At 38.8% G+C, this 25,061-nt stretch carries 23 protein-coding genes; 19 read left to right on the top strand and 4 right to left on the bottom strand.

Going from position 1 to position 25,061, the window contains the following annotated elements:
* The first annotated feature begins 32 nt into the window (after positions 1–32).
* From G6554_RS14250 to G6554_RS14210, 9 genes are all read left to right on the top strand, one after another.
* Entirely contained in the window at positions 33–1,142 is a 1,110-nt protein-coding gene (locus G6554_RS14250; protein ID WP_166242957.1) for a GerAB/ArcD/ProY family transporter, read from the top strand.
* Positions 1,143–1,275: 133 nt separating this feature from the next.
* Positions 1,276–2,136, top strand: a complete 861-nt coding sequence (locus G6554_RS14245; protein ID WP_166242956.1) for a GNAT family N-acetyltransferase — start codon at positions 1,276–1,278, stop codon at positions 2,134–2,136.
* Between the two features lie 97 nt (positions 2,137–2,233).
* On the top strand, positions 2,234–3,343 hold the full coding sequence (locus G6554_RS14240; RefSeq protein WP_166242954.1) for a lactonase family protein: 1,110 nt from the start codon (positions 2,234–2,236) through the stop codon (positions 3,341–3,343).
* 133 nt (positions 3,344–3,476) lie between these two features.
* A complete protein-coding gene (locus G6554_RS14235) occupies positions 3,477–3,647 on the top strand; it encodes an SPW repeat protein (RefSeq protein WP_166242952.1) in 171 nt (56 codons plus the stop codon).
* A 177-nt stretch (positions 3,648–3,824) separates the two neighbouring features.
* Positions 3,825–4,529, top strand: a complete 705-nt coding sequence (locus G6554_RS14230) for a response regulator transcription factor (protein ID WP_166242950.1) — start codon at positions 3,825–3,827, stop codon at positions 4,527–4,529.
* The gene (locus tag G6554_RS14225; protein ID WP_166242948.1) at positions 4,526–5,527 is read left to right on the top strand and encodes a sensor histidine kinase; all 1,002 of its coding nucleotides are present in this window, start codon (positions 4,526–4,528) and stop codon (positions 5,525–5,527) included. Before G6554_RS14230 ends, G6554_RS14225 begins: the two co-directional genes overlap by 4 nt.
* Positions 5,528–5,612: 85 nt before the next feature.
* On the top strand, positions 5,613–6,377 hold the full coding sequence (locus G6554_RS14220; RefSeq protein WP_166242946.1) for an ABC transporter ATP-binding protein: 765 nt from the start codon (positions 5,613–5,615) through the stop codon (positions 6,375–6,377).
* Positions 6,352–8,211 carry an ABC transporter permease gene (locus G6554_RS14215; RefSeq protein WP_166242944.1) on the top strand — a complete coding sequence of 620 codons (1,860 nt, stop codon included), beginning with the start codon at positions 6,352–6,354 and terminating at the stop codon, positions 8,209–8,211. The genes G6554_RS14220 and G6554_RS14215 overlap by 26 nt, the downstream gene beginning before the upstream one ends.
* A 727-nt stretch (positions 8,212–8,938) precedes the next feature.
* Positions 8,939–9,694: a class I SAM-dependent methyltransferase gene (locus G6554_RS14210; RefSeq protein WP_166242942.1), complete on the top strand. Its 756-nt coding sequence runs from the start codon at positions 8,939–8,941 to the stop codon at positions 9,692–9,694.
* A gap of 113 nt (positions 9,695–9,807) precedes the next feature.
* On the opposite strand, the gene G6554_RS14205 is transcribed toward G6554_RS14210, so the two are convergent.
* Genes G6554_RS14205 through G6554_RS14195 form a run of 3 tightly spaced genes read right to left on the bottom strand, consistent with a single transcriptional unit; the run spans position 9,808 to position 12,719 of the window.
* Positions 9,808–10,164, bottom strand: coding sequence for a cupin domain-containing protein (locus G6554_RS14205; protein WP_166242940.1), 357 nt, complete (start codon positions 10,162–10,164; stop codon positions 9,808–9,810).
* 23 nt (positions 10,165–10,187) lie between these two features.
* Positions 10,188–11,747, bottom strand: coding sequence for an autoinducer-2 kinase (gene lsrK, locus G6554_RS14200; RefSeq protein ID WP_166242938.1), 1,560 nt, complete (start codon positions 11,745–11,747; stop codon positions 10,188–10,190).
* Between the two features lie 51 nt (positions 11,748–11,798).
* Entirely contained in the window at positions 11,799–12,719 is a 921-nt protein-coding gene (locus tag G6554_RS14195) for a sugar-binding transcriptional regulator (RefSeq protein ID WP_166242936.1), read from the bottom strand.
* Positions 12,720–13,067: 348 nt separating this feature from the next.
* On the opposite strand from G6554_RS14195, the gene G6554_RS14190 reads away from it, so the two are divergent.
* From G6554_RS14190 to G6554_RS14145, 10 genes are all read left to right on the top strand, one after another.
* Entirely contained in the window at positions 13,068–14,576 is a 1,509-nt protein-coding gene (locus tag G6554_RS14190) for a sugar ABC transporter ATP-binding protein (RefSeq protein ID WP_166242934.1), read from the top strand.
* Positions 14,569–15,564 carry an ABC transporter permease gene (locus G6554_RS14185; RefSeq protein ID WP_166242932.1) on the top strand — a complete coding sequence of 332 codons (996 nt, stop codon included), beginning with the start codon at positions 14,569–14,571 and terminating at the stop codon, positions 15,562–15,564. Before G6554_RS14190 ends, G6554_RS14185 begins: the two co-directional genes overlap by 8 nt.
* 7 nt (positions 15,565–15,571) lie before the next feature.
* On the top strand, positions 15,572–16,570 hold the full coding sequence (locus G6554_RS14180; RefSeq protein ID WP_166242930.1) for an ABC transporter permease: 999 nt from the start codon (positions 15,572–15,574) through the stop codon (positions 16,568–16,570).
* Positions 16,571–16,576: 6 nt separating this feature from the next.
* Complete coding sequence (gene lsrB, locus G6554_RS14175) at positions 16,577–17,653, top strand: autoinducer 2 ABC transporter substrate-binding protein LsrB (protein ID WP_207343083.1); 1,077 nt, start codon at positions 16,577–16,579, stop codon at positions 17,651–17,653.
* A gap of 46 nt (positions 17,654–17,699) precedes the next feature.
* Entirely contained in the window at positions 17,700–18,578 is an 879-nt protein-coding gene (lsrF, locus tag G6554_RS14170; protein WP_166242928.1) for a 3-hydroxy-5-phosphonooxypentane-2,4-dione thiolase, read from the top strand.
* A gap of 215 nt (positions 18,579–18,793) precedes the next feature.
* Entirely contained in the window at positions 18,794–20,050 is a 1,257-nt protein-coding gene (locus G6554_RS14165; RefSeq protein ID WP_166242926.1) for an MFS transporter, read from the top strand.
* A gap of 211 nt (positions 20,051–20,261) precedes the next feature.
* The gene (locus tag G6554_RS14160) at positions 20,262–20,765 is read left to right on the top strand and encodes a DinB family protein (RefSeq protein ID WP_166242924.1); all 504 of its coding nucleotides are present in this window, start codon (positions 20,262–20,264) and stop codon (positions 20,763–20,765) included.
* 258 nt (positions 20,766–21,023) lie between these two features.
* Positions 21,024–21,599 carry a TetR/AcrR family transcriptional regulator gene (locus G6554_RS14155; protein ID WP_166242922.1) on the top strand — a complete coding sequence of 192 codons (576 nt, stop codon included), beginning with the start codon at positions 21,024–21,026 and terminating at the stop codon, positions 21,597–21,599.
* A 104-nt stretch (positions 21,600–21,703) separates the two neighbouring features.
* Complete coding sequence (locus G6554_RS14150) at positions 21,704–22,825, top strand: ABC transporter permease (protein ID WP_166242920.1); 1,122 nt, start codon at positions 21,704–21,706, stop codon at positions 22,823–22,825.
* Positions 22,826–23,521 carry an ABC transporter ATP-binding protein gene (locus G6554_RS14145; protein ID WP_166242918.1) on the top strand — a complete coding sequence of 232 codons (696 nt, stop codon included), beginning with the start codon at positions 22,826–22,828 and terminating at the stop codon, positions 23,519–23,521.
* Positions 23,522–23,715: 194 nt separating this feature from the next.
* Here the strand turns inward: G6554_RS14145 and G6554_RS14140 are convergent, their stop codons facing one another.
* A complete protein-coding gene (locus G6554_RS14140; protein WP_166242916.1) occupies positions 23,716–25,014 on the bottom strand; it encodes an MFS transporter in 1,299 nt (432 codons plus the stop codon).
* Positions 25,015–25,061: the final 47 nt, after the last annotated feature.

Below are 25,061 nucleotides of genomic sequence, written 5' to 3'. Positions count from 1 at the left end.
ATTGAGTCATTGTTTGGAAAGTAGGTTTGGGAATGCGGAAGGAACGAATAACAGATAAAGAAGCAACCTGCATATTAATCATATTTTACATAGGAAGTTCATTTATTCTTGGTGTTGGGACAGGGGCGAAAAATGATGCGTGGATAAGTGTTTTATTGGGGGTATCCCTGTCAATCCCAATTGTTCTAGTTTACGGGAGGCTCCTTTCACTTTTTCCCGAGAAAGGACTATATGATATTGTCGATCAAATTTTTGGAAAAGTGATTGGCAAATTAGTTGCCATCATTTATATTTGGTATACATTTCACCTAGGGGCACTAATTATGCGGAATTTTGGGGAGTTTATTAATACCTCAGCTATGCCGGAAACCCCTCTTTTTGTTCCCATTTTGTGCTTAGGTATAGTCAGTATTGTTGCTGTAAGGTCAGGCATTGAAGTGATTGGAAGAATAAGTGCCACAAGTCTTCCATTCTTATTGTTTATTATCGTTGTGGTTCAATTTATGGGTATACCCCAATTACATTTTCATTATATTAAACCCATTCTCGGTAATGGATTTTCGCCCATTATGAAAGCGGGGTTTTCTACATTTGCATTCCCTTTTGCAGAATCTGTGGTGTTACTGGGTGCTTTTTTTTCATTAAAAACAAAAGTATCACCGCTTAAGATTTTTCTGAAGGGAACTGTTTTTGCAGGATTGTTAATTTTCTTCATAACGTTACGTAATATTCTTATTTTAGGAGGGATCCTTCCTAAACTTTATTTTCCCGCGCATGTTGCGGTGAGTAGAATTATTATTGGGGATTTTTTGCAAAGAATTGAGCTAACTGTGGCGGTCATTTTTATATTTGGTGTATTTATTAAAGGCAGTATTTGCTTATTGGTTTGCAGTATTGGATTTGCTAAGTTATTCAATTTACACGATTATCGCTCCATTGTAATCCAGAATGGTCTATTAATGATTTTTTTTGCTTATACAATTTATGATAGTATTTTTGAAATGCGAAAATGGGCGTTTGAAATCTATACCTATTACGCATTACCGTTTCAAGTCATTATTCCATTACTCATGCTAGTAATTGCCGAGATAAAAGTAAGAGTTGAAAAGAGACAATCCACTAATTCAATTGAATCGGGCTAGTTTATTTTGGCTTTCTTACATTTACGGAATTCTGGGTAGGAATTTTTAAAGAATCCTCGAAATAATTATTAGGTAAGAGATTTATCGATAAAGTCATTTTAAACTAACTATTTCGAGGGGAGAACAGAATTAATTGAAACTAGAAAATACTATTCACTATTACTGTTGTACAGAAGTAAAGGATCAGTTTATCTACCAAGCCTTTCATACTGGGTTTTCCGATTATATCATTAAGATGGATATGGCTGAGGATGTATTTCTCGCCCGCTTCTTTGGTCCAGAAGGGAATAAGAGAGAGAACTCCTTTATTGCCTTTGATCAAGATGAACCAGTGGGTGTCATTCTCGGTGGGATAAAGATATATGAAGGCATTCAAACGATGAGATGCGGTACATTAGCGATTCATCCTGCCTATAGAGGTAGAGGAATTAGTCAGAAACTGTTTGAACTTCACAAACAAGAGGCAATGAAACACGGCTGTAAACAGTTATTTCTTGAAGTGATTGTCGGCAATGATCGGGCGGTTCGGTTTTATGAAAAGCTTGGCTATGAGAAAATCTATGATCTTGTCTACTATACTCTTGAAGATTTATCATTGTTGGAAAAACCAGACTCAGAGATTTTTATTAATCGAATCGATTTTGAAGAGTTCAAGCAAGCAGTAGGAAACTGGGACTATCATATTAATTGGCAGAATGATCTCGACTATATCGAACAAACTAGGAATATCTCATATTATCATGCTAGGAGAGAAGATGGCTTGGCAGGATGTTTAGCCATTTCAGCAGCCGGAACCATCCATTTTTTATTGGTCGAAAAGAAAGAAAGAAGGAAGGGCGCAGGGACACAGCTTTTGCAAACAGCCGCTCATGAGCTCCATCTATCCAAAATGTCGGCAGGTTTTCCCAATAACAGCCTCCTTGAGGGATTTTTTAAGAAGCAAGGTTTTAAAAAGGGAGTGCTGAAACAATTTGAGATGTATTTACTGCTTTAATCATAAGGGATGACTTCTCGTTTGATATGAAGAATAAGATGTGGAATTGAAATGATAAATGGAACATATAGAACGATGAAGGGAGGAAGGTTATCAAATGCCGATAATGAACCACTATTTCCGTGCGAATGTAAGTATGGTATACATTATGACCAATCATGAAGTCATGAATCAAATCATTGCCTTCAACAGAAACATAAACGGAATGCTTTCCTTTGTGGGTTCCTACCCAACTTATGGAAAGGGTACTGGAACAAAGGAAGTCTCCACTGCAACGGCGAACGATGGTATTGATCCCCTTACATCACAAGGTTCCTTAACGTTATCACGTGATCGACGGTTCCTCCTTGCAGTGAACGCTGGAGACAATAGTATCAGCAGTTTCATTATTTCTGACAGTGGTATCCCAGTTCTCGTGGATGTTAAGCCATCGGGAGGTGCTCAGCCGAATAGTATAGATGTGTTTGGTCATCTTGTCTATGTATCAAATGTAGGGAATGTTGTGAACAATTTTGCATCGAATATTACTGGTTTTTTCCTTGATGAGAATGGTCACCTTACACCGATCCCTGGCTCTACCCATTCACTCAGTACCTTTAATGCGCAGCCTGCTCAGGTTCTCTTCACACGTGATGGCAGTAAAATCCTTGTAACCGAGCTAACTTCAAACCACCTCAGTGTATTTCCTATTAAACAAAATGGTACAGTTTCCGAACCAATCGTTACTAATTCTTATGGGCAAGGGCCCTTGGGTGCTTATTTTCTGTCTTCTGGGCTTCTCTTAGTTACTGAAGCAAATTCAAATGCCCTGTCATCGTATTCCATGAGCAATGACGGGTTTCTACGAGTGATCAGTGGCTCTGTACCAAATGGATATCAAACCGCATGCTGGGTTGTAGCAACAAGAGATGAACGGTTTGCTTACATTACCAATACTTTAAGCGGCACCATTTCCACTTATCGAATTGAATCGAATGGTGCGCTATCCGTGGTAAGGAATATTACCAGTACACCGCCAGGTACGGCACCAGGTCTGCCAATGGATGTTGGAGTGAGTAAAGATGGACGGCACTTTTACACCCTAAATGGAAATCAGGGTACGGTTTCCGTATTTGCCATTCAAGCGGATGGAAGGCTGGTTAGATTACAGGTAGCAGCTTGGACTAATATTTCTTATCTGGGTTCGCAAGGGTTAGCTGTTCTTTGATGAACTTACGTCCTTGCGGTAACACCTACGGAGCAAAGTTCCTATACGTTTAGGTAATATTTTTTAAAAATCTAGAATAGAATTTAGTCAGTACTCCAATTTTCGAATCTTCATGGGAAGGAGGCGATATTGGATGTGGCAACTTTGGCTTTCTGGATTAATTGGTATTTGGTTAGTCTGTTCATCTTGGGTATACGATTTCGCTGACAACTCCGGTGCCTTTTGGAACAATATCATTTTTGGGATTATTATTCTTATTTTATCAATTTGGGTGGGGAATAAAGATAAAAGCAATACCCCTTGATTAGCGTTAGCAGGCTGTTTGAGTGGTTCATATTGGAGTACTAAGCCCTCTTTATGGAGGGTTTTTCTTTTAGCCTTAAGAAAGTAGATGCGGGGTTATTGAACAAGTGACAAGATTATTTTTGTAGGTGATTTCATTCTGTGACATAATGGTATCTGAAATAAGGAGTGATTAAACATGCAAAAGATCATGATTGTTGAGGATGATCCTAAAATTGCCGAACATTTGAAAACACACATTGAAAAATATGGCTATGATGTGACGTGTGTGATTGATTTTGAACATGTCATGAAGGCATTTTATGAGATAAATCCAGATCTGGTTCTTTTAGATATTAATTTACCAAGTTTTGATGGGTATTATTGGTGCAGGCAGATTCGGAAGGAGTCAGTGTGTCCTGTGATTTTTATCTCGGCTCGGATTGGGGAGATGGATCAGGTGATGGCATTAGAGAATGGTGGCGATGATTATATGACCAAGCCGTTTAGTGCGGAAATTGTGATGGCTAAAATCCGTAGTCAGCTGCGCCGTGCATATGGGGAATATGCCAACATTCATAAGGATCGGGTAGTAGAAAACGCGGGTCTTACATTCTTTCCGGAACGAATGGAGATGACCTTTGGCACCAAAACTATTTCCTTATCAAAAAATGAAGCAGATATTATTGAAAGCTTAATGGAACGGTATCCGCGGGTGGCTGGTCGTGAAGATTTACTAGAGAAGCTTTGGGATGACCAAAGCTATGTCGATGAAAATACATTGAATGTGAATATCACGAGGGTTCGGAAAAAGTTTCAGGAAATTGGATTACAAGATGCCGTGGAAACAGTAAGAGGGGCAGGGTATCGGTTAACCCTTTCATGTAAGGAGGATCAGGGATGAGATTGTTTTTTAAGGAGTATTCCTTACTAATTGTTGTACAAGCTGTTCAATTGGTTATCATCCTTTCTATCTTTTGGCTTGATGGATATCGCGATATCAAGCTGTTTTTTTATGCTGCATTCCTTAGCTTTTTCATTCTTGGCTGTTATCTAACTTATTATTATGTATCCCGTCAGAAGCTGTACCAGCGTTTGAATCAGCCGTTAGAGTCACTAGATGACAGCTTTCAAAAAACAGATCAAGCACCGATTTCAATCGCTTTTGACCAGGTGCTGCGTAACCAATACATACTTTTTCAAAGTCAATTAGAATCCGCCGAAAGAGAACAGGCTGAGCATCGGAAGTTTATGGATCAATGGGTTCATCAGATGAAAACCCCTTTGTCGGTGATAGAACTTACTGCCCAAAATTTAGATGAACCCGAATCCTCCAGCATCCGAGAAGAAACCGATCGGATGAAAACAGGCTTGAACACGGTCCTCTATATGGCACGGCTAAGAACGATTGAGCAGGATTTTCATATTAAACCGGTGAATCTTGTGCCATTGGTGGTTGAAGTGAACGGAGAGCATAAACGCGTTTATATTCGTAACAACGTCTATCCTAAGCTAGAAGTGGAAAAGGAAGGAGTGACGGTGGCGACCGATGAAAAGTGGCTGTTTTTTATCCTCTCTCAGCTTATCAATAATGCCGTAAAATATTCTTCCGAAACCAGTAATCGCATTGTCATTTCCATTTATGAAAGAGAGAAGGAAGCCATTCTGGAAGTAAAAGACTTTGGAATAGGCATTCCTGAAGCAGATAAACGGCGGATATTTGATCCCTTTTATACTGGAGAAAATGGCAGGAAATTTCGAGAGTCCACGGGTATGGGACTGTATTTGACGAAGGAGACACTAAACATCCTTGGGCACAAGATTGAAATGGAGTCAGAAGTGGGGAAAGGGTCAACCTTTCGCATTATTTTTTCAGAAACTCAAAACCTTACAAGCTTGTAAGGAAAGTGAAAGAAGAATCGATAGTTTAGCTAGCAATAAGCAAGGTATACTAATCACAGATCAGAAAGAGGAAGGGGATCTTGTGATGTTGGATGTAAAACAGGTTAGTAAAATTTATGAAGGTAAAATTGCCTATAAAGCATTAAACAATATTAATTTATCTATTGAAGATGGGGAATTTGTTGGCATCATGGGGCCTTCCGGGAGTGGGAAAACGACCCTTTTGAACATGATTGCTACGATTGATGAACCAACTACAGGTGAGATATTGATCAATGGAAAGAATCCACATCGTCTCAATAGAGAGGACTTGGCAAGATTCCGAAGACGTGAACTTGGGTTTGTTTTCCAAGACTTCAATTTGCTCCACACCTTAACCGTGGAGGAAAATATTGTCCTTCCGTTGACTCTCGATGGAAAAAAGGTGAAGGAGATGAAGCAAAAGGCGTGTGTTATCGCGGAGAAATTGGGAATTACCCCTATTATGAACAAGCGCACCTATGAAATCTCCGGTGGTCAGGCTCAAAGGGTAGCTGTGGCAAGGGCGATGATTCATATTCCCAAGATGCTCCTTGCTGATGAACCGACTGGTAATCTTGATTCGAAGTCGTCGAAGGATGTTATGGAGATGTTGGAATCGATCAATAAAAATGAGTCGACAACGATGTTATTGGTGACCCATGATCCACAAGCTGCAAGTTATTGCAATCGAGTGATTTTTATCCGAGATGGAGCATTTTTTTCAGAAATTCATCGCGGCGATAATCGCCAAGCCTTTTTCCAAAGAATTATCGATACACTTTCTTTACTAGGAGGGGATGGCCATGACCTTTCGCAGATTCGCGTTTAATAATGTCGTTCGCAACAAACGGTTGTACGCAGCTTACTTCCTAAGCAGTATGTTTACGGTGATGGTATTTTTTACATTTGCGATATTCGCCTTTCACCCTGATTTAACTGGAAGCGAGATGAATTTGACTGTACAAAAAGGGATGAATATTTCAGCGGGAATTATCTATGTCTTTTCTTTTTTCTTCGTTCTTTATTCAATGAGTACATTCTTAAGTACCCGAAAAAAAGAGTTTGGGTTATTGATGATGCAGGGTATGTCCGTTAGGCAAATACGTCTAATGGTATTCATGGAAAACATGGTGATTGGCTTTTTCGCTACATTAGGTGGGATCTTGTTGGGATTGATTTTTTCCAAAGGGATTTTATTAATTGGGGAAAATGTGCTTGCCATGAATGACGGTCTAAACTTTTATATTCCGATTAAAGCAGTTTTTGTAACCTTTGTTTCCTTTATTTTGTTATTTTTCTTTATTTCGTTATTTGTCTCCTATGTATTACGCAGTCGAAAGCTGATCGACTTAATTAAAGGAAATAAAAAGTCAAAAGGCGAACCAAAAGCGAATATCTTTCTCACGATTTTAGCCGTATTTCTCATTTCAATTGGATATGCAGCTGCTTTAATTGTGAAGGGAACGCTCGTAATTGCAGCAATGCTGCCAGTGATCATTGTCGTAATCATCGGTACCTATCTGTTGTTCACCCAGTTAAGTGTTTATCTGATCCGAAGATTTAAGAAGAATGAAAACATCTTTTGGCGGAAAACGAACATGATTTTATTATCCGATCTTTCGTTCCGAATGAAGGATAATGCTCGTACCTTTTTTATGGTAGCGATTGTTTCGACTGTAGCATTTAGTGCGATTGGGACGTTGTTTGGTTTTCAAACCTTTCTTACAGCAGGGTTGAAAAATAACAATCCTTATACATTTTCATATAGAACTGATGATCGTGACGAGCAGGATGTCGCCTTAATTAAAGAAACGATTAGGGAAGAAAAGATGGAAGCGAATCACGAGCTAACAATGCTTCACTATTATGAGATTGGTCAAGATTCCATCCTTATAGCGAGGGAATCGGATTTTAATCGATTTGCTAGAATGCTTAGGGAAGATACTATTGATATTCAAAATGGTCAGGTTCAAGTAGTTGAATTTGCTGGGAATGAATTTGGACAAACCGAAGATTTACTAAAGCAAACGATCAAATTGAATTCAGGTGTTACCTTAACTCCGAAGAAAGTGATTTATTCAAAAGCACTGCCAGCAACTGATTCATATTATGTCGTTTCTGATCATGATTTCAAGGAACTGCCCGCACCAAAAAGGGAGGAGCACTTTCATGCATGGCAGGTTACGGAGGGGAAAGAAAACATTTTTTCAGCTTCCCGACAGATAGCTGACGACCTTCCTTCTTATGAATTTAATGCTAGGGATTATAGTATATATCAACTAAATCAGCAATATGGTCTAGTCTTATTTGTGGGATTATTTATCGGGATTGTCTTTTTTGTCTCCGCTGGAAGTTTCCTTTATTTCCGACTTTACGCGGATTTAGATGAAGACAAACAAAAATTTCATTCAATCGCGAAAATGGGCTTAACCGAAAAAGAATTAAAAAAGGTCCTTAATAGACAAACGGCCATTCTTTTCTTCACACCGATCCTGGTGGCCCTCATTCATGGAGCGATAGCCCTGACTGCATTATCGCACCTTTTCTTTTATGACTTAACAAAGGTATCCATGGTGGTACTAAGTGTATTTTTAGTCATCCAAATAGTGTATTTTTACATTGTCCGCTTTTTCTACACGAAGCAAGTGAAAACTGTTCTTTGATGTAAATGTAAGAGGAAGTTCCGAAAAGACAGTTGTATTGGTATATAAAAAGTAAAACTCGCCATAATTGGTGAGTTTCTTTAGTAGGAAACCTTATTTAAGTAAACTCCAGTGGTTCTGAGATAAACCTTATTCCTTTTTTCTGTCCTTAATCAAGTGATCTGCAAAAAGTAAATTAAACGGAGAGTTTCCGGTTAAATGCAAAATGGAGCTCGTTTCAAGGGAAATAATCGGAGGTTTTCCGATTATGCAAAGAAAAATCCCTCATTATCGGTTTTTTCGAGTCTATAGGCGGAATTCCTCCGTCTATTTAAGCCATTTTTAATTAAAATTTCTAACTAGGCGGAATTTTTCCTTCTATTTATCATGTCGGATGCATGACCTGACCCCCCAACCGAAAAGTGCGGATTCTCTTGATTCAGCAGCTAAAAGATCAATAAAATTGGTAATCAAAAATGCACTGCAAATGATAGAATTTTGGCCCTTTATTTACTTATTTTCTATCCTGCTTTGCTATGCCAAAATTTATAATTTTGGAATAAAAGATGTTTGTGTTTGATATTGTTTCCCATTAGACTGAACTGTCATATCAATTAGCAATGAAAATCAGATGCCATTTAGAAAGTTCAGAGAAAACAGAGAAATAAATAGAATTTCTGGAAGAAACATGTCATGATTTATGTAAGCAATTAATAGTCAGCAGATTTATCAAAGGGGAGTGACTTAGATGGAGCAAAAATACATAGAGTTAAATTCGAAAACGATTGATAAGTGGGTAGAGGATGGTTGGTTATGGGGGAAGCCGATTAGTCATGAGATTTTTGAAAAAGCGAAAAAGAATGATTGGTTTGTGGTTCTAACACCGACTAAACCCGTACCAAAGGAATGGTTTGGCGAAATGAATGGTGCTAAAATCCTTGGCTTGGCGTCTGGCGGTGGTCAGCAAATGCCAATCTTTTCGGCCTTAGGGGCAACATGTACGGTATTGGATTATTCAGAAAAGCAATTGGAAAGTGAAAGAGAAGTAGCAAAAAGAGAGAATTATGAAATCAACACAGTTAGGGCTGATATGACCAAGCCGTTGCCATTCGAGGACGAATCGTTCGACATGATTTTTCATCCCGTTTCCAATTGTTATGTAGAGGATGTTGTTCCGATATGGAAGGAATGTTACCGCGTTTTGAAAAAAGGAGGGATTCTCTTAGCCGGATTAGATAACGGTTTTAATTATCTGTTTGATGAAGATGAGACAACGCTCGCCAATCAGCTCCCATTTAATCCCTTGAAGGATCCCGAGCTATATGAAAAGTCGCTAAAAAATGATTGGGGCATCCAGTTTTCCCACACGATTGAGGAACAAATAGGGGGACAATTACAGGCGGGTTTTATCCTAACTGATATCTTCCAAGATACAAACGGTTCAGGGAAACTTCATGAATTCAATGTTCCAACCTTTTATGCTACAAGAGCTCTTAAAGGGTAAGTACTGGGAGGATTCGCGAACAGTGGAAAAGAAGCGAAAAGAGGATGCAATTACTGCTATCCTCTTAAAATCTTCTTCCATTGCAGTCGACTTTTACTGTGTTGACATGGAGATTAATTATCATATGGCTTGTAATCTACTTCAACCTTATCTTTTTCTTGATAGGGTGCGAGCATAAAAGCGGCTTTAAAGACTCTATCTCCTTTATTAATTAAATAGTGGACTTTTTTCGGTTCAACATGAACAAAATCACCTGGTTTACATTGGAAAATCTCATTGTCGATATGAATTTCTAGGTTGCCTTCTAAAATATAGAAGTTTTCTTCCATAATGGTATGATAATGGGCTGTGAAATCTTGTCCTGGTTGTAACATAACCACACCAAAGTTCATTCTAGGTCCTTTTAAAAGATACTTGGGACCACTATCTCCAAATCGGTATTCTCTCTCATTCTCGTTTATAACTGACAATTGGTTTCACTCCTTTATATAAGTTATAATCCGGGTGCGATCCACATATGTTCTGTAACCCCTTGATCGGCTAAATCTAATTGTACTTTATAAATGGCTTCCCACTTTTTATATAATTCTTCATAAATGAAGTGATTCGATACGTTTGGTTCGAAGGTTTTTTCAAACTTTACGACTTGATCGATGGCTTCTTTAAAATTTAGATAAACGCCAGCACCTACACCTGCACATATCGCTGCACCAAGAGCAGTCGATTCTTTTACAACTGGAATTTTCACCTTCCTATTAAGAACATCAGCAAGAATTTGGCACCATAAGTCACTTTTTGATGCCCCGCCTCCAAATACAATGGATTCCGGTGAGGTCTTGGTAATTTTAGAAACCATTTCAATATTCCCCTTGGTTACAAATGCGGCATTCTCCATGATCGCCCTATAAAAGGTGGCCTTATTAAACGAACCATCAAATTTAAAATCTACGAAACTAGGTGCTGCATGTTTCCAAGAAAAGTAATTCATTTTATCGGAAAACGTGCAAATCATTCCATGGCTACCAGCCGGTACATTTTGGGCTCTTTTCTCCATTTGGTCATAAATGCTTTCACCACTTTCTTTTTGAAGGAGGGCTTCAAGCTCACAAAACGTATCTCTGAACCATCTCATGATCAATCCAGGAAAGAAGGCGATGGCTTCATATTGCCAAGTATTTGGGAGTGCATGACAATTCACTCTTACTTTACATTGATCATTGATTTCGACATGGTTAGTTGTATATTCATATTGCCAAAAACTTCCGCCTAAAACAGCGGCATCTCCTTCATTGATCACTCCCATCCCGATGCATCCTAATTGAGCATCACCACCTCCTGCAATCACTAAAGTTTGCGTACTTAATCCAGAAAGTGCTGAAAATTCTTCGGTAACATGGCCAATGATGGATCCGCTCTCATTTACGACTGGAAAAATATCATTCCGCAGACCAACCTTCTCTGAAATACGTGGATCCCATACTCGATTCTTAATATCAAATAGACCAGTCGTACACCCATTAGAAGGTTCAACCGAAATCACATCGGTTAAGCGATAGGTAATCCAGTCGTTCAACATTGTCACGTATTTTACTCTTTCATACGTTTCGGGAATATTCTTTTTCACCCAAAGAATTCTAGGAATTGCTCCTAGTGAAAAGGTTTGCCCTGAAACATGGTGAATTTCTGCTTCGATGGTGTCACTTATTTTATAAAGGTTCGCTACTTCATCATTGGACCTTGAATCAACATTCGCACAGGCCCATAACTCCTGACCGTTTTCATCGTATAAGACAATGGCTTCACGCATGCTCGTTGTTGAAATGGAGACAATGTTCTCTGGGTGAACCTTGCTTTTTGCTAAGATTTCCTTAATGAGATGGATGATTGTTTCCATATTTTGATTGATATCAAAGTCCTGAGAACCCGGATATCGTTTATCTTCGTTATGGGTCCATTCTGATTGTGTAACAAAGTGTTCATTGCCTAATGTGTCAAACAAAATGACTCTGACACTGCCAGTGCCGGCATCAATCGCCATTAAGTATTTTTCCATACGATCAACCTTCCTCACTATCATTATTAGGAATTATTGGTCTAAAGCATTTCAATCTATTAGACTATTAGCAACGGCTTCATCTGTAATTAATACATCGATATATCCTCCTTTTAATGCACCGATAATGGCTTCTTTTTTTTCGAGTCCTCCTGCTACCGCAACCACGTGGTTAAGTGATTTTAATAGATGAATATCAGTACTAATCAGTTGTTTATGCAATTCTAGATTTAAAACTTTTCCATTTTTATCATAGAATTGGCTTAATAAGTCTCCGACAGCCCCCATTGATTTATAGATTTCCATTTCATTCGTGTTTACATATCCTTCCTTCACAATGGTGGCCCGTTCATTTACGGCTCCAATACCAATGATCGTGATGGTGGAGTAAGGAATCATTTCAAAGATCTTCTTGATTGGTTTTTCATGAATCAATTGTTCGGCAAGGTGTTTAGTGGATGCCAATAATGGGGCGGGCATAATGTAATGGTTGTAATTGGGATTGGTATAATAATCAGATGATGAATCGACTGCCGTCGGAATGTAAAATCTGACTCCGCCGGATAATGAGACGAACGTAACTTTATACTTAGTTGAGATTGTTAAATGTCCCAAGGTTCTTGAAACGGCTTGGCCATAACCGACATTTATCATGGTGTCACTGGTAATTCTGTCTTCAATATAGTGGGCGGCGGCTTTAGTCAGACTCTCTAACGGTTTTTCTTTCGAAGAAGGAACAATATAAATATCCTGTAAGTTATATTGCTGCTTGATTTTATTTTGCAAATCGATGTGGACAAATTGATCCAGGTTAATTTTAAATTGAATAATGTTGTTTGCTTTCGCGATATCTAGGAATTTAATCACTTTCATTCTAGATAGATTTAAAGACTCTGCTATCTCATTTTGCGTCATTCCCTCAATATAATACTTCCAGGCTATTTTTATGATTAGGCTATTTTCATATGTCATCTTCTTCACTCTTTACAGTTTATTTTTAATACAAAAATTTTATGTTAAAACAATTGCGCTACCTTTGTTGTGCAGTCATACAAATGTAAACCCTGTTACCCTTCGTTTGCCATTCCATGTCCCTTATATATTGTAATAAGACTGTAATGAAAATTATGCCTAGTTCATATAATCTACGAGGGAATACCTAATAAGGTGTTTGGGGTTATGTAATATTTGTAATCCTTAAAAATATATATAGTTTACTAGCTAATAAAATGTTTGTTTGTTAATAAAAAGTATAATTCAGCAATAGACTAATAATAAAAGTAAGCGTTTGCATGACGGGTGCTAAGATAGGGGGGTATTATGGAAGCGCCGAGGAACTTAGTGACAGTAGAAAATATCCGTAAGTCATTTAACCGCAACACGGTTTTGAAGGGAATCTCTTTAGAACTTAATGAGTCGGAGGTCATAACGATTATCGGCGGAAATGGAGCAGGGAAGAGTACCTTAATGAAAATCCTCACCGGTATTTACAAAGCGGATGAGGGGTTTATTGAAATTTATGGAGAAAAGGTAGAGCACTTAAACCCATTCGCCGCACATGAAAGAGGCATATATTTAGTGCCGCAAGAACCATTGCTTTTTCCCAATATGACGGTTGAACAAAACCTTACAATCGGATTTCGTAAGCATAAAAATGCAGTGAGAGAAGAATCCATGAGGCTCATTAAAGAATTAGGCTGGAATATTGATTTGAAACGATTAGCTGCTACATTAAGTATCGCTGAGCAACAACAGCTTGAGATAATAAAAGGCTTAGTAAGAAAAGCAAAAGTGTTAATTCTGGATGAACCAACCTCTACCTTAACGTTTTCAGAAACAGAATCTCTTTTCAAGGTTATTAAGCAGTTACGGAATTCCGGTGTAGGCATCTTCTATATTACCCACCGACTTGACGAGGTCTTTCAGATTTCCACGCATGCAGTCATATTACGGGACGGAAAAGTAACACTTAAAGGGAGAATCGATGAATTTACGAAAGAAATGCTGATTCAAGGGCTGCTTCCAGAAGGAAACGAAAATCTGTATGAAGATCAGTTTGAAAGACGAAAAACTAACCACGAGGGAGAAGAACCGATCCTTAAGGTGGTAGACATTGTTGGGGAAGGATTTAGGAATATTAGTTTTGACGTTTATAAGGGAGAAGTGGTTGGCCTTGCTGGGCTTGTCGGGGCTGGAAGAACGGAAATTGCCGAAGCGATTTACGGTATTAATCCAATCCAAAGCGGAAAAGTCTATCTGGATGGTAAAGACATTACAAGGATGTCCATCAATGAAACGGTGGACAGCGGGCTGGCTTATATCCCCGAGGATCGATTTTTGAACGGAATTTTTTCGATCAGTTCTGTCAGAAATAATATCACATCACAAATAATGAAAAAGCATGGAATTTTTACGAAGAAGAAAGTAGAAGAACAGGTGGCCAGTCGGTATATTGATCGACTAAGAATTAAGGTGAGTTCCCAGGAGGATGATATGAAGTCATTGTCAGGCGGGAATCAGCAGAAAGTTGTAATCGCAAGGGCTCTATCCATGAACCCAAAATTGATTATCATGGATGAACCGACAAGGGGAATTGATGCTGCTGCCAGGGGAGACATCTATTCCATCATCTCAGAACTAAAGAACCAAGGATTTTCTATTCTGCTCATTTCCTCAGACCTTGAAGAAATCGGCAGAATAAGTGACCGCATCTATGCAGTGTATCAGGGAACATGCACTGTTTGCCTTAGCTTAGACGAAATTAATGCAGTCAATGTGATGAAAGCAGCTTTTGGAACATTTGAAGGAAGTGATCAGGGACATGGCTAGGGTTTCTAAAATTATCAAACAACGAGAATTTAGAACTTTACTATTTTTAATCCTTCTTTTTGTGGTTGTGGGTTTCATCAACACTGATTATGTATCTTTACAGAATATCGATAAGTCCCTGAAGAGCAGCTTGGTTTATATTGTGCTTGCGATCGGGATGACCTTTGTCCTATTAACAGGGAATTTGGATATTTCAGTAGGTGGAACGCTGGGATTAAGTGCGGCTGTTTGCGGAACCATTCTTAGAGATGGGGGAACTATTTTACTAGCGGTATTTACTACCATATTAATAGGCGCCTGCATCGGACTCATTAATGGTTTTGGAGTCGTAAAATTAAAAATTTCTTCGTTTATTATGACATTAGCCATGCTCTCTATAACAAGAGTGGTCCAAGTTATTTATACGGATGGAAAATGGGTAGAAAATATTCCTGCAAATATTAAGGAACTTTCAACTATAGATATTTTCGGTATGAATTTATTCTCGCTTATCGTTATTGTTGGGGTCCTAATCGTTCAAGTATACCTATCTAAGAGCAGTAAGGGAAGGTATTACACTGCTATTGGTGATAACGCAGACGGGGCCATATCATTGGGGATTCCTGTTAAAAGATATAGTACCTATTCATTTGTCATTTCAGGTATTTGTGCATCTATTGCAGGATTAATCTTTGTGAGTCAAATTGGTTTTGTCTCCACTAATGCCGGGACTGGAATTGAACTGACCGTCATCGCCGCCTGTGTTCTTGGCGGTGTGTCATTGATGGGCGGGATCGGAACGGTTATTGGGGCAGCATTAGGTGCCGTCATTTTAACGTCCATCAACTCTGCTCTGGTATTTATGAAAGTACCAGCCTTTTGGAATGATACGATTTCGGGTTCACTGTTAATTATCATTGTCGTTATTGATTCCCTTCTTGCGTTTCGTGCCAATAGAAAGGCAAAGAAAGTAAGATTAAATGCTAGAGTTCTGCAAAAGGAGGCTTAGAAATGACATGTTAACGAAAATCCCGAGATGGAACCTCGCCTTATTCCTCATTATTATTGCTGAAATTATCGTGTTTGGGATGATGAATCCGAGATTCTGGAATATCACAATCTTGTTAAATAGTTTTAATGATTTTATTGCGGTTGCTATTATTGGCTTTTTTGTCACATTGGTCGTTATTACTGGAGGAATTGATATTTCTGGGGTTTCGATTATCGGGTTAACCTCTGTTGTTACGGGACTCTTATCTCAAGTGGTTGGTCTAAACATTTGGGTTTCCATTATTTGTGCCATATTAATTGCTGGATTATGCGGCCTTTTCAATGGAGTCCTTATTGCTTATGGCAGAGTTCAAGCTATGGTTATAACGCTTGGCGGCATGCTTTTATATAGTGGGATTGCGATCGTGCTGGTGGGCGTGTCTGGTGTCAGTACCTATGAAGGGATATCGGGCTTTTCTGAAGGCTTTAGCAAAATTGCCAATGGAGAAGTTATGGGAATTCCGAGTGCCGTCATCTTGTTTTTTAGTATGTTTTTAATCGCCTATATCCTTTTGCACCGCACAAGATATGGAAGATATATTTACTTAACGGGAATTAATCAAAATACCGCCGAGTACTCTGGGATTGATACAAAAAAGATCATTACGAGTACCTACGTCCTGTCAGGATTAAGTGCTGGAATTGCAGGGGTTGTCTTAACTTCCTATTTAGGTAGTGCACGATCTGATTATGGTGCTGAATATCTTATGCCTATTCTTACTGTCGTTGTCTTAGGGGGGACATTAATAACAGGAGGTAAAGGGGGTGTTGTTGGGACAGCACTAGCCAGCATTATTTTAGGTTTTTTGCAGATAGGTTTGCAAATGGCTGGAGTTTCCACCCAATATATCGGATTGGCTACGGGCGTCCTTCTCATTGTTTCTGTTGCATTCCTGGGGATTAATCCAGATTTCAGGCTAAATGTAAAAAGAATCATCACACCAAAACAAAATATTGGAGGTTAAGCTGCAATGGGAAAATTAAAATCTATGAAACTTTTGATTGTTGTGGCCATTGTGATGTTATTTGTAGCTGCATGCGGATCCAATGAAGGCGACTCTGGAGACGGAGGCAAAAAGAAAGATGATAAAGATATTCAAGTTGTTTTCATACCTAAAATGACTGGGAATGCATTCTTTGAATCTGGTAACGACGGTGCACAGGAAATGGCCAAGAAAGTGGGCTTTAAAGTGAAATACGATGGGGCTCCAGAAGGTACGGTTGCGAATCAAGTACAAATTATTAATAGTGCTGTCAATAGCGGTGCAGATGCAATAGCCATTTCCTCTGTCTCTTCAGATGGGTTGAATCAGGCCTTGAAAAAGGCATTAGATGCCGGCATTAAAGTAGTCACATGGGATTCGGATGTGGATCCTAAATATCGTTCCGTTTATGTAAACCAAGGAACACCAGAAATCTTAGGAAAAATGCTCGTTGATATGGCTGCACAGCAGATGGATAACCCCAATGATGCGAAGAAAATTGCCTGGTTCTACTCAAGCCCAACCGTACCAGACCAAAATTCATGGGTTAACTATGCAAACAAATATATAAAAGAAAAATATCCAAAATGGGAACTTGTCACGACACAATTCGGTGATGCCAATGAACAAAAATCATTACAGGTTGGAGAAAGTATTTTAGATTCTTACCCTGATATTGATGCCGTCATTTGTCCAGATTCAACTGCTCTTCCAGCAATGGCACAAGCAGCTGCCAATAAAGGGTTAAAAGCCGATGATGTCATTATTACTGGATTTGCTTCTCCGAATTCAATGAGACAATTTATTGAAAATGGCACTATTACCAACCATGGTTTATGGGATGTTAAAGATCAAGGGGCCCTTGCCGTATACGTCGCTTATTGGTTAGCTAAAGGCAATGATATGAAAGTGGGGGACTCTATTGATGTCCCTGATATGGGTTCCGTTAAAGTAGAGCCGAACACGATCCAAGGATACGATTATAAGGCTGACGATTCAGGCATTATTGTTTTACCAGAGCGCATTGTATTTACGAAGGACAATACGAACGATTACGACTTTTAACGGTTTATATCGTGATTGTGAATTTAGGAATTAAGGAGAGAGAGAAATGGCAGATAGTATTGGTAACAAAAATGCAAAGGATTTTTCTGAGAGTGTTCCTTTCGCAAACAATGGGAATTTCCATGTGAAAGGGGCGAACAATTATGATTGGGGGATGAAGGATCGTTTATCCAGAATTTTTAACCCTTCCTCCGGAAAAACCGTCATGTTAGCGTTTGACCACGGGTATTTCATGGGACCTACTTCAGGACTAGAAAGATTAGATCTACTTATTCCTAAATTAGCCAATTATGCAGATTGTTTAATGGGTACGCGTGGTGCCATCCGAAGCAGCGTCCCACCAACCTTTAATAAGGCTATTGCATTACGGGCATCATCTGGTTCTAGTGTCCTCCAAGATGACCTAAGCCATGAATCCATGGTGGTAGACATTGAAGATGCCATCAAGATGAATGCCAGTGCCATCGCCATTCAAACATTTATTGGGGCAGATGGACAAAAAGAAACCATTGAAGAGTTAAACCGGGCAGTAAACTTTGGCTCAAGATACTCCATTCCAACTATGGGTGTTGTGGCTGTTGGCAAGGAAATGGAGCGGACCAATCAATTCTTCTTGTTAGCCACAAGGATGCTGGCCGAATTTGGAGCTCAAATCGTTAAAACCTATTACTGCGAGGATTTTGAAAAAGTGGCCTCTGCATGCCCTGTGCCACTAGTAGTTGCAGGGGGGAAGAAGATTCCAGAAAAAGAGGCCCTTACGCTAGCCTACAACTCTATTCAATGTGGGGCAGCTGGTGTGGATATGGGAAGGAATATTTTCCAATCCCAATACCCTGAAGAAATGATTCAAGCAATTGGTAAGGTTGTTCATGAAGGCTATACTGATCAAGTGGCTTATGAGTTTTTCCAACATCTAACAAACTAATAATCTTGCAAAATGTATTTCGTTGCTTGATTCCAGTTAAAGTGCGAGCACTGTAAGGTACCATATTACCCAAAGGATAAAGACGTCAGTCTTTATCCTTTTAATGATTGAAAAAACATCAAGAATTGCCTATTATTAACGGTAACGGCTGCTCACCAATACTATATTACTATCACGATATTTCCGATGGTAGTGGTAATTGAAAGGAGATAGAAGTGAAATCGTTACCATCAAATCAATTCATTCGTGAAGCCACATATGTGAAGTTATTTAAAAGTTCAAGGCATTTTACGGCATTGTTATTTGGACAGATTTTTTCTTTATTAGGAAGCTCTATCACAAATGTTGTTCTCCCTATTGTGGTTCTCCAGGTTTCTAATTCGACAGCCATGATGGGTACGGTAATGGCTATTTATATGGCGCCATTTGTTATTCTACTTCCTTTTACAGGTGTCCTTGTTGATAAAATGAATAAAGTAACTATCATGTTTATTGTTGATTTTGTCCGTTTTACCCTCATGTTCGTCTTATCGGCCTGTGCCTTTATGGATCAGTTGAATATGACATTCCTATTTATTTTTATGTTTTTTATGGGCATCATGGATAGTTTTTTTCAGCCGGCATATTCGGCTGTTAGAGCAAAGATATTCACACCGGATATCCGAAATGCGGCTAATTCACTAACACAGGTAAGTATGCAAGGATTAAGAATCTTTGGACCTATTATTGGAGGAATCATCGTTTCTGCCTTTTCAGCTGCCTGGGGATTCGGAATAAATGCGGCTACATATATCATATCTTTATTCTTTTTATATAGTCTTCGAACACTTACTTTTCAAAAAATAAGAACTGCCTCCAAAGAAAAAACATCAATAAAGGAAGAATTCATGGAAGGGATTGACGTCCTCAAGCAGCAGTCATGGCTATGGATTACCATTTTAGTTTTTTCATTAATTAATATTTTCTCAGGTGGAATTATTCGGATCATCCTTCCGTGGCTTATTAATAGTTATTACAAGCTTGAACCCGTAGTCTATGGACTTGTCCTAGGTGCTTCAGGAGCAGGTGCTATTGTTTGTGGGGTTATTTTTGGTTTAAAACCAGCATGGAAAAAAAGAGGATTACTCGCCTATAGTGGTGTGGTTTTAAGCGGGGTTGCACTTCTTTTATTGTCCTTTATCTCAAATGTTCCATTATTAATGCTGTGTATGTTTTTTGAAGGGGCTGGTATTATGCTATTTGGCCTGATTTGGGAGACAAGTCTTCAGGAATTGGTGCCTGAAGAAAAATTCGGCAGGGTAGCTAGTTTAGATATGCTTGGTTCCTTTGCATTGCTCCCAGTGGGATATTTAATCACCGGCTGGCTTTCAGAGGGGGTTGGTGAAATCTTCACCTTAGTTGTCTTTAGCATTATTATCATTTTACTATCTGGAATGGCCATGATGTGTAAGGGGATAAGAGGCTTTAATTAATTGGGGTTGCAGGTACAGCCTGCAAAAATAATTCATAATCCAGAATGGAAATTCCATACACGCCAATTGTATAATTACATAAAAAGCGTCCATTATCTATGCTATTGCCACTGTTCTTCGTCTTTCGCAAAATATGCATTTATAATAGGATAAAGGGAAATACCTAAAAAAGGTCATAAAAACGATTTTATTAAAAAGGAGAATGAAATCTATGTATTCATCAATAGCTGCATTTATTGACGATTGGAATCATGAAGCTGTATCTACTCAACATGTATTAGAAGCGTTAACGGATAGTTCCTTGCAGCAACAAGTCACTCCAGATGATCGGACATTAGGAAGAATTGCCTGGCATATTGTGACCAGCACACCCGGGATGCTAAATGAGTTTGGCATTAAAGTCCCATTTGTCGAAAACGCTGATACCGTTCCGCAATCAGCGAAGGAAATTGCAGAGGTATTCAGTCGAGTTAGTACCGACACTGCCAAAGCTGTAAAGGAACAATGGAGTGACAGTGCTCTAACAGATGAAGTGAATGTGTTTGGAATGAACATGTCCAAGGCTGCAACACTCTTATTACTTGTTAAACACATTATTCATCACCGTGGTCAAATGACCGTTCTTATGCGCCAAGCGGGAGTAAGCGTTCCGGGGGTTTATGGACCTGCACGAGAAGGATGGGCACAAATGGGGATGTCAGCTCCAACTATTTAATATCCATAGGGGGGTCTTTTGGTTGCTTGTTATTATACTAAAAACCACTAGACTCTGCCCTGGGACGCACCATCGGCAAGATCGGTAAACACCAAATTAAACTAAAGAAGTAGTTTAGTGGAAATTTATTAATAGATGGGAACCCACTTTAAATGAGATAGGAGGGTTACTATGGTTATTCTAGCCTCATTTCTACTATGGGAACCATCCCCGTGGAATCTTTAAATAGTATGGTAATGAATGAAAGAAGGGAATTTCATGGGGAGAGATCGGAAATTTAATACAGTTGATTTATTTCTTTGTACGAAAAAGCTCATTATTGAAACAGGGTATGAAGGGTTTACAATTGGTCAAGTAGCCAAACAGCTACACGTTTCACGAGCAGCCATTTATAAGTATTATCAAAATAAGGATGAATTGCTATTAGATTTTATGCTTGAGGAAATGAAAAATACATTGACAAGTTTTTCTTCCATTCCAGAGGAATTTTCCTTTTTAGAAAAGATAAACTTACTTTTGCAAAAAATATTCCTGTCCAAGGATTTACATTTAATCCTTGGAATTCAAGAAGTCATTCCTACCAATGATGCTCCACTTTTGGACGCCAAGAAAAATCAACTTTCTCTAATGCATCGCGAACTATATAAACCTCTTATCCATATAGTGCAGCAAGGAAAGACAGAAGGCCACATCGATATGGACCTGCCGAATGAAATGCTATTAGGATTTATCTTTCAAAGTATTTCTATTCCAAATCATTCAGGAATGGACACAGAACAAGTGCTCGAATTTACGAAGAAGTTGATTTTAAATGGAATTCTAAAAAATAAGTGACAAACTTGTAACTTATGTGTATAATAATCTTTGCGAGGCACATAAGTTATTTTTTTTCTCAAAAGTGACGCATGTGTAACTTAATTTGAGGGGAGAGTTTCATCTTGTTTTTAGCTATAAAAGAATTACAGCATGCGAAATTTCGATATGTGATGATGGGTATTATTATTATCTTAATTGCTTGGTTGGTTTTTATCTTATCAGGGCTTGGAAATGGTCTTTCGACTTTAAGTGCCGCCACGATTAAAAACCTAGATGCAAATTATGTTGTTTATGAGAAATCTGCTGGTGCCACCTTTAATAAATCTATTATCTCTAGTAATTTAATCGATGAGATTAAAGAAAATAAAGCTGTAAAGGATGCAGCAGCGTTTGGATCATCAATGGCGGCTGTTTCCAAAGAAAAAACAGATGATAGTCACAAGAAAACGGATGTTGCACTACTTGGAATCACACTCGGCTCATTTATTGAACCAGGCGTTATCGAGGGAAAACAACTTTCACCTAATGAAAAGTTTGGTGTTCTAGCTAATGAGAGTTTAAAAGATGCAGGGTACAAAATGGGTGATGAACTGCTTGTTTCAAATTCCAACATGAAGTTAACCATTATTGGTTTTGTTGAAAATGAAACATTTAACCATTTACCTGTATTATTTACGAATATGGATACCTGGAGAGATTATCAATATGCGGCACAAGGTTCTGACAATGGTGTTACTAAACCTGTTCAAGCCATTACTTTAAAAGCGCCTAATTTAGATTCTGCTATGCTTGATAAAGAAATTAACGGCATTGAAACTGTTACAAAGTCAGTAGCTGTAAATGGGATGCCAGGGTATAAGGAAGAAACTGGGACAATTTTAATGATGCTTGCATTTTTAATCGTTATTTCAGCATTTATCATCTCCGTTTTCTTTTATGTCATAACAATACAAAAAACACCGCAATTTGGTGTGATGAAGGCGATTGGGGCTTCGAATCGATTTATTTCTAAAGCTATTGTTGCACAGGTGTTTATTTTGTCGTTTTTTGGTATTTTGGTAGGAGCAGGTTTAACGTATTTAACAGCACTTGCCTTTCCTAAAGAAATGCCCTTTGATTTAGATGTTAACCTAGTAGTCTTATATGCGTTTGCTTTATTAATAATAAGCCTATTAAGTTCACTAGTTTCAGTCCGGCAAATTACTAAAATTGATCCGTTAACAGCTTTAGGGAGAGTGGAATAAATGAGTGGTATTCAGTTACTTCAGGTTACGAAACAGTATAAAGAGGGAACCTCTACTATAACAGCTTTACAAGAAGCATCTTTACCTGTTAATCCAGGAGAGTTAGTGGCAATTGTCGGTCCTTCAGGCTCAGGTAAAAGTACTTTACTATCAATCATTGGTGCATTAATAAAGCCTACGTCTGGTAAGGTAATTGTAAATGGTCAGGACGTGGGAAAGTTAAATGCGAAACAATTAGCAGATTTTCGTTTAAATGAAATAGGTTTTATTTTACAATCATCTAACTTAATTCCATATTTATCTGTACTTGATCAGTTAATTTTAATTAAAAAGATGACAGGCAAGGTGAACAAAGAAGATCGTCAGTTTGCGATAAATTTACTGACAGAGCTTGGATTAGGCAATAAGCTCTCGAAAATGCCTAATGAATTATCTGGTGGTGAACGTCAACGCGTAGCCATTTCTCGTGCTTTATTCAATCAGCCTAGCGTTATCCTTGCTGATGAGCCGACAGCAAGTTTAGATTCTAAGCGCGCTCATGAAGTGGTGAAATTAATTGCGGATGAAGTAAAAAAGCGAAAAAAGGCAGCAATAATGGTCACGCACGATGAACGTATGTTAGCTTACTGCGACCGTGTCTATCACATGGAGGATGGGAAAATAATGTTAAATGAGCTGCAAAGTTCCGCTAACTGACCTACTTACTAGCGGCTGATTTGAGAAGTCCAACAGGATGATTTACAAATTAGACGAAAATAGTATATTCGGTGCCTGACCCTCAGCAATATAAAGCGTTATCCAAGTAGGGTCAGGCACTTAAAGTACATACATTCACATGCTTAGTAGGAACTGATGGAAAAGCGTAATCTCTTATTTCTTTCATTAGCAAGCTACTTGTTACCTCCACGAGACCAAATCACCACTGGAATAAGTAATAAGGACAAAATTCCGCCCCCTAATGATAATATTGGAAAACTTGAACCTGCCACAATCATGCCTGACAGTACTCCACCAGCTGCTCCTGACAAGGCAATTAATACGTCGACTGTCCCTTGCGTTTTAGCTCGTGTGGAAGTTTTAGTTGAATCAACAATAAGTGCCGTCCCACTGATTAAACCAAAATTCCATCCTAAGCCAAGTAAAGAAAGAGCAATCACTAGTTGAACCATCGAATCTCCTGGTGCAAATGCTGCCAGCAAACCTGCCAGAAGCAACGTAGTGCCAGCGGCAATCGCCATCGCAGTACGCCCTAACTTATCAACCAGGATGCCTGTAACCAGTGAAGGGAGATACATGGCACCTATATGAAAACCAATAACAAGACCTACTGCACCCAAACCATGTCCATGATGCATCATATGAACTGGCGTCATTGTCATAATCGCTACCATGACAATTTGCGTAAGAATCATAATCGTTGCACCAACCATTATGCCCCGTTTGTTTTCTGTCTGTTCAGTTGTTGCTAAATGTCCTTTACTACTAGAATCTAGGCTGTTCGCTTCTATCGTTCTAGCGATAACCAATGGATCTGGACGAAGCATGATGAAAAGGACAACACCTGCTAAGAGATAGGCTGCTGCCGCTAAAATGAAAGGACCGGCTAGTGATGGAACACCAATAGAAAGGGCGAAATTCCCCATCACATTCACCAAATTTGGTCCTGCAACTGCCCCAAATGTTGTAAAAACCATCGTCATACTTATTGCAGTTGCTCGCTGTTTTTTATTTGCTAAATCCGTACCTGCATACCGGGCTTGTAAATTTGTTGCTGACCCCGCACCATAAACAAGTAAGGAAGCAAATAAAAGGAAAACACTATTTAAGATTGCTGCCATGATGACTCCAAATCCACCAAGTCCGCCAAGCAAAAAACCCGTTGTTAATCCAGTACGACGTCCATATGCTTGCGAAAGTCTTCCAACAAACCAAGCTGCTCCTGCTGACCCTAAAGTAAGTAATGCTGTAGGAATTCCAGCAAACGCATCTGTCCCAAGCATTTGCTGTGCCAGAAGTGCCCCTACCGTAACACCTGCTGCTAAACCCGCTCCACCAAAAATTTGTGAGATACTTACAACGATTAAAGTTCGCTTGTATAACGTTTTTTGTTTTTCTGGAGAATGAATGTAGCTTTGTAACCGAGCGAGTTGGCCGTCTACCGATTTTACATTTACTTTCTGTAACATCATCTAACCTCCTTTTCTAGAAATCTCATTTTCATTCATATTTTTTTCCA

The organism is Bacillus sp. MM2020_4 (assembly GCF_011250555.1).
GTDB lineage: Bacteria > Bacillota > Bacilli > Bacillales > Cytobacillaceae > Neobacillus.
The sequence above is the reverse complement of the archived record's forward strand: the minus strand, read 5'-3'. Positions and strand labels throughout refer to the sequence as shown.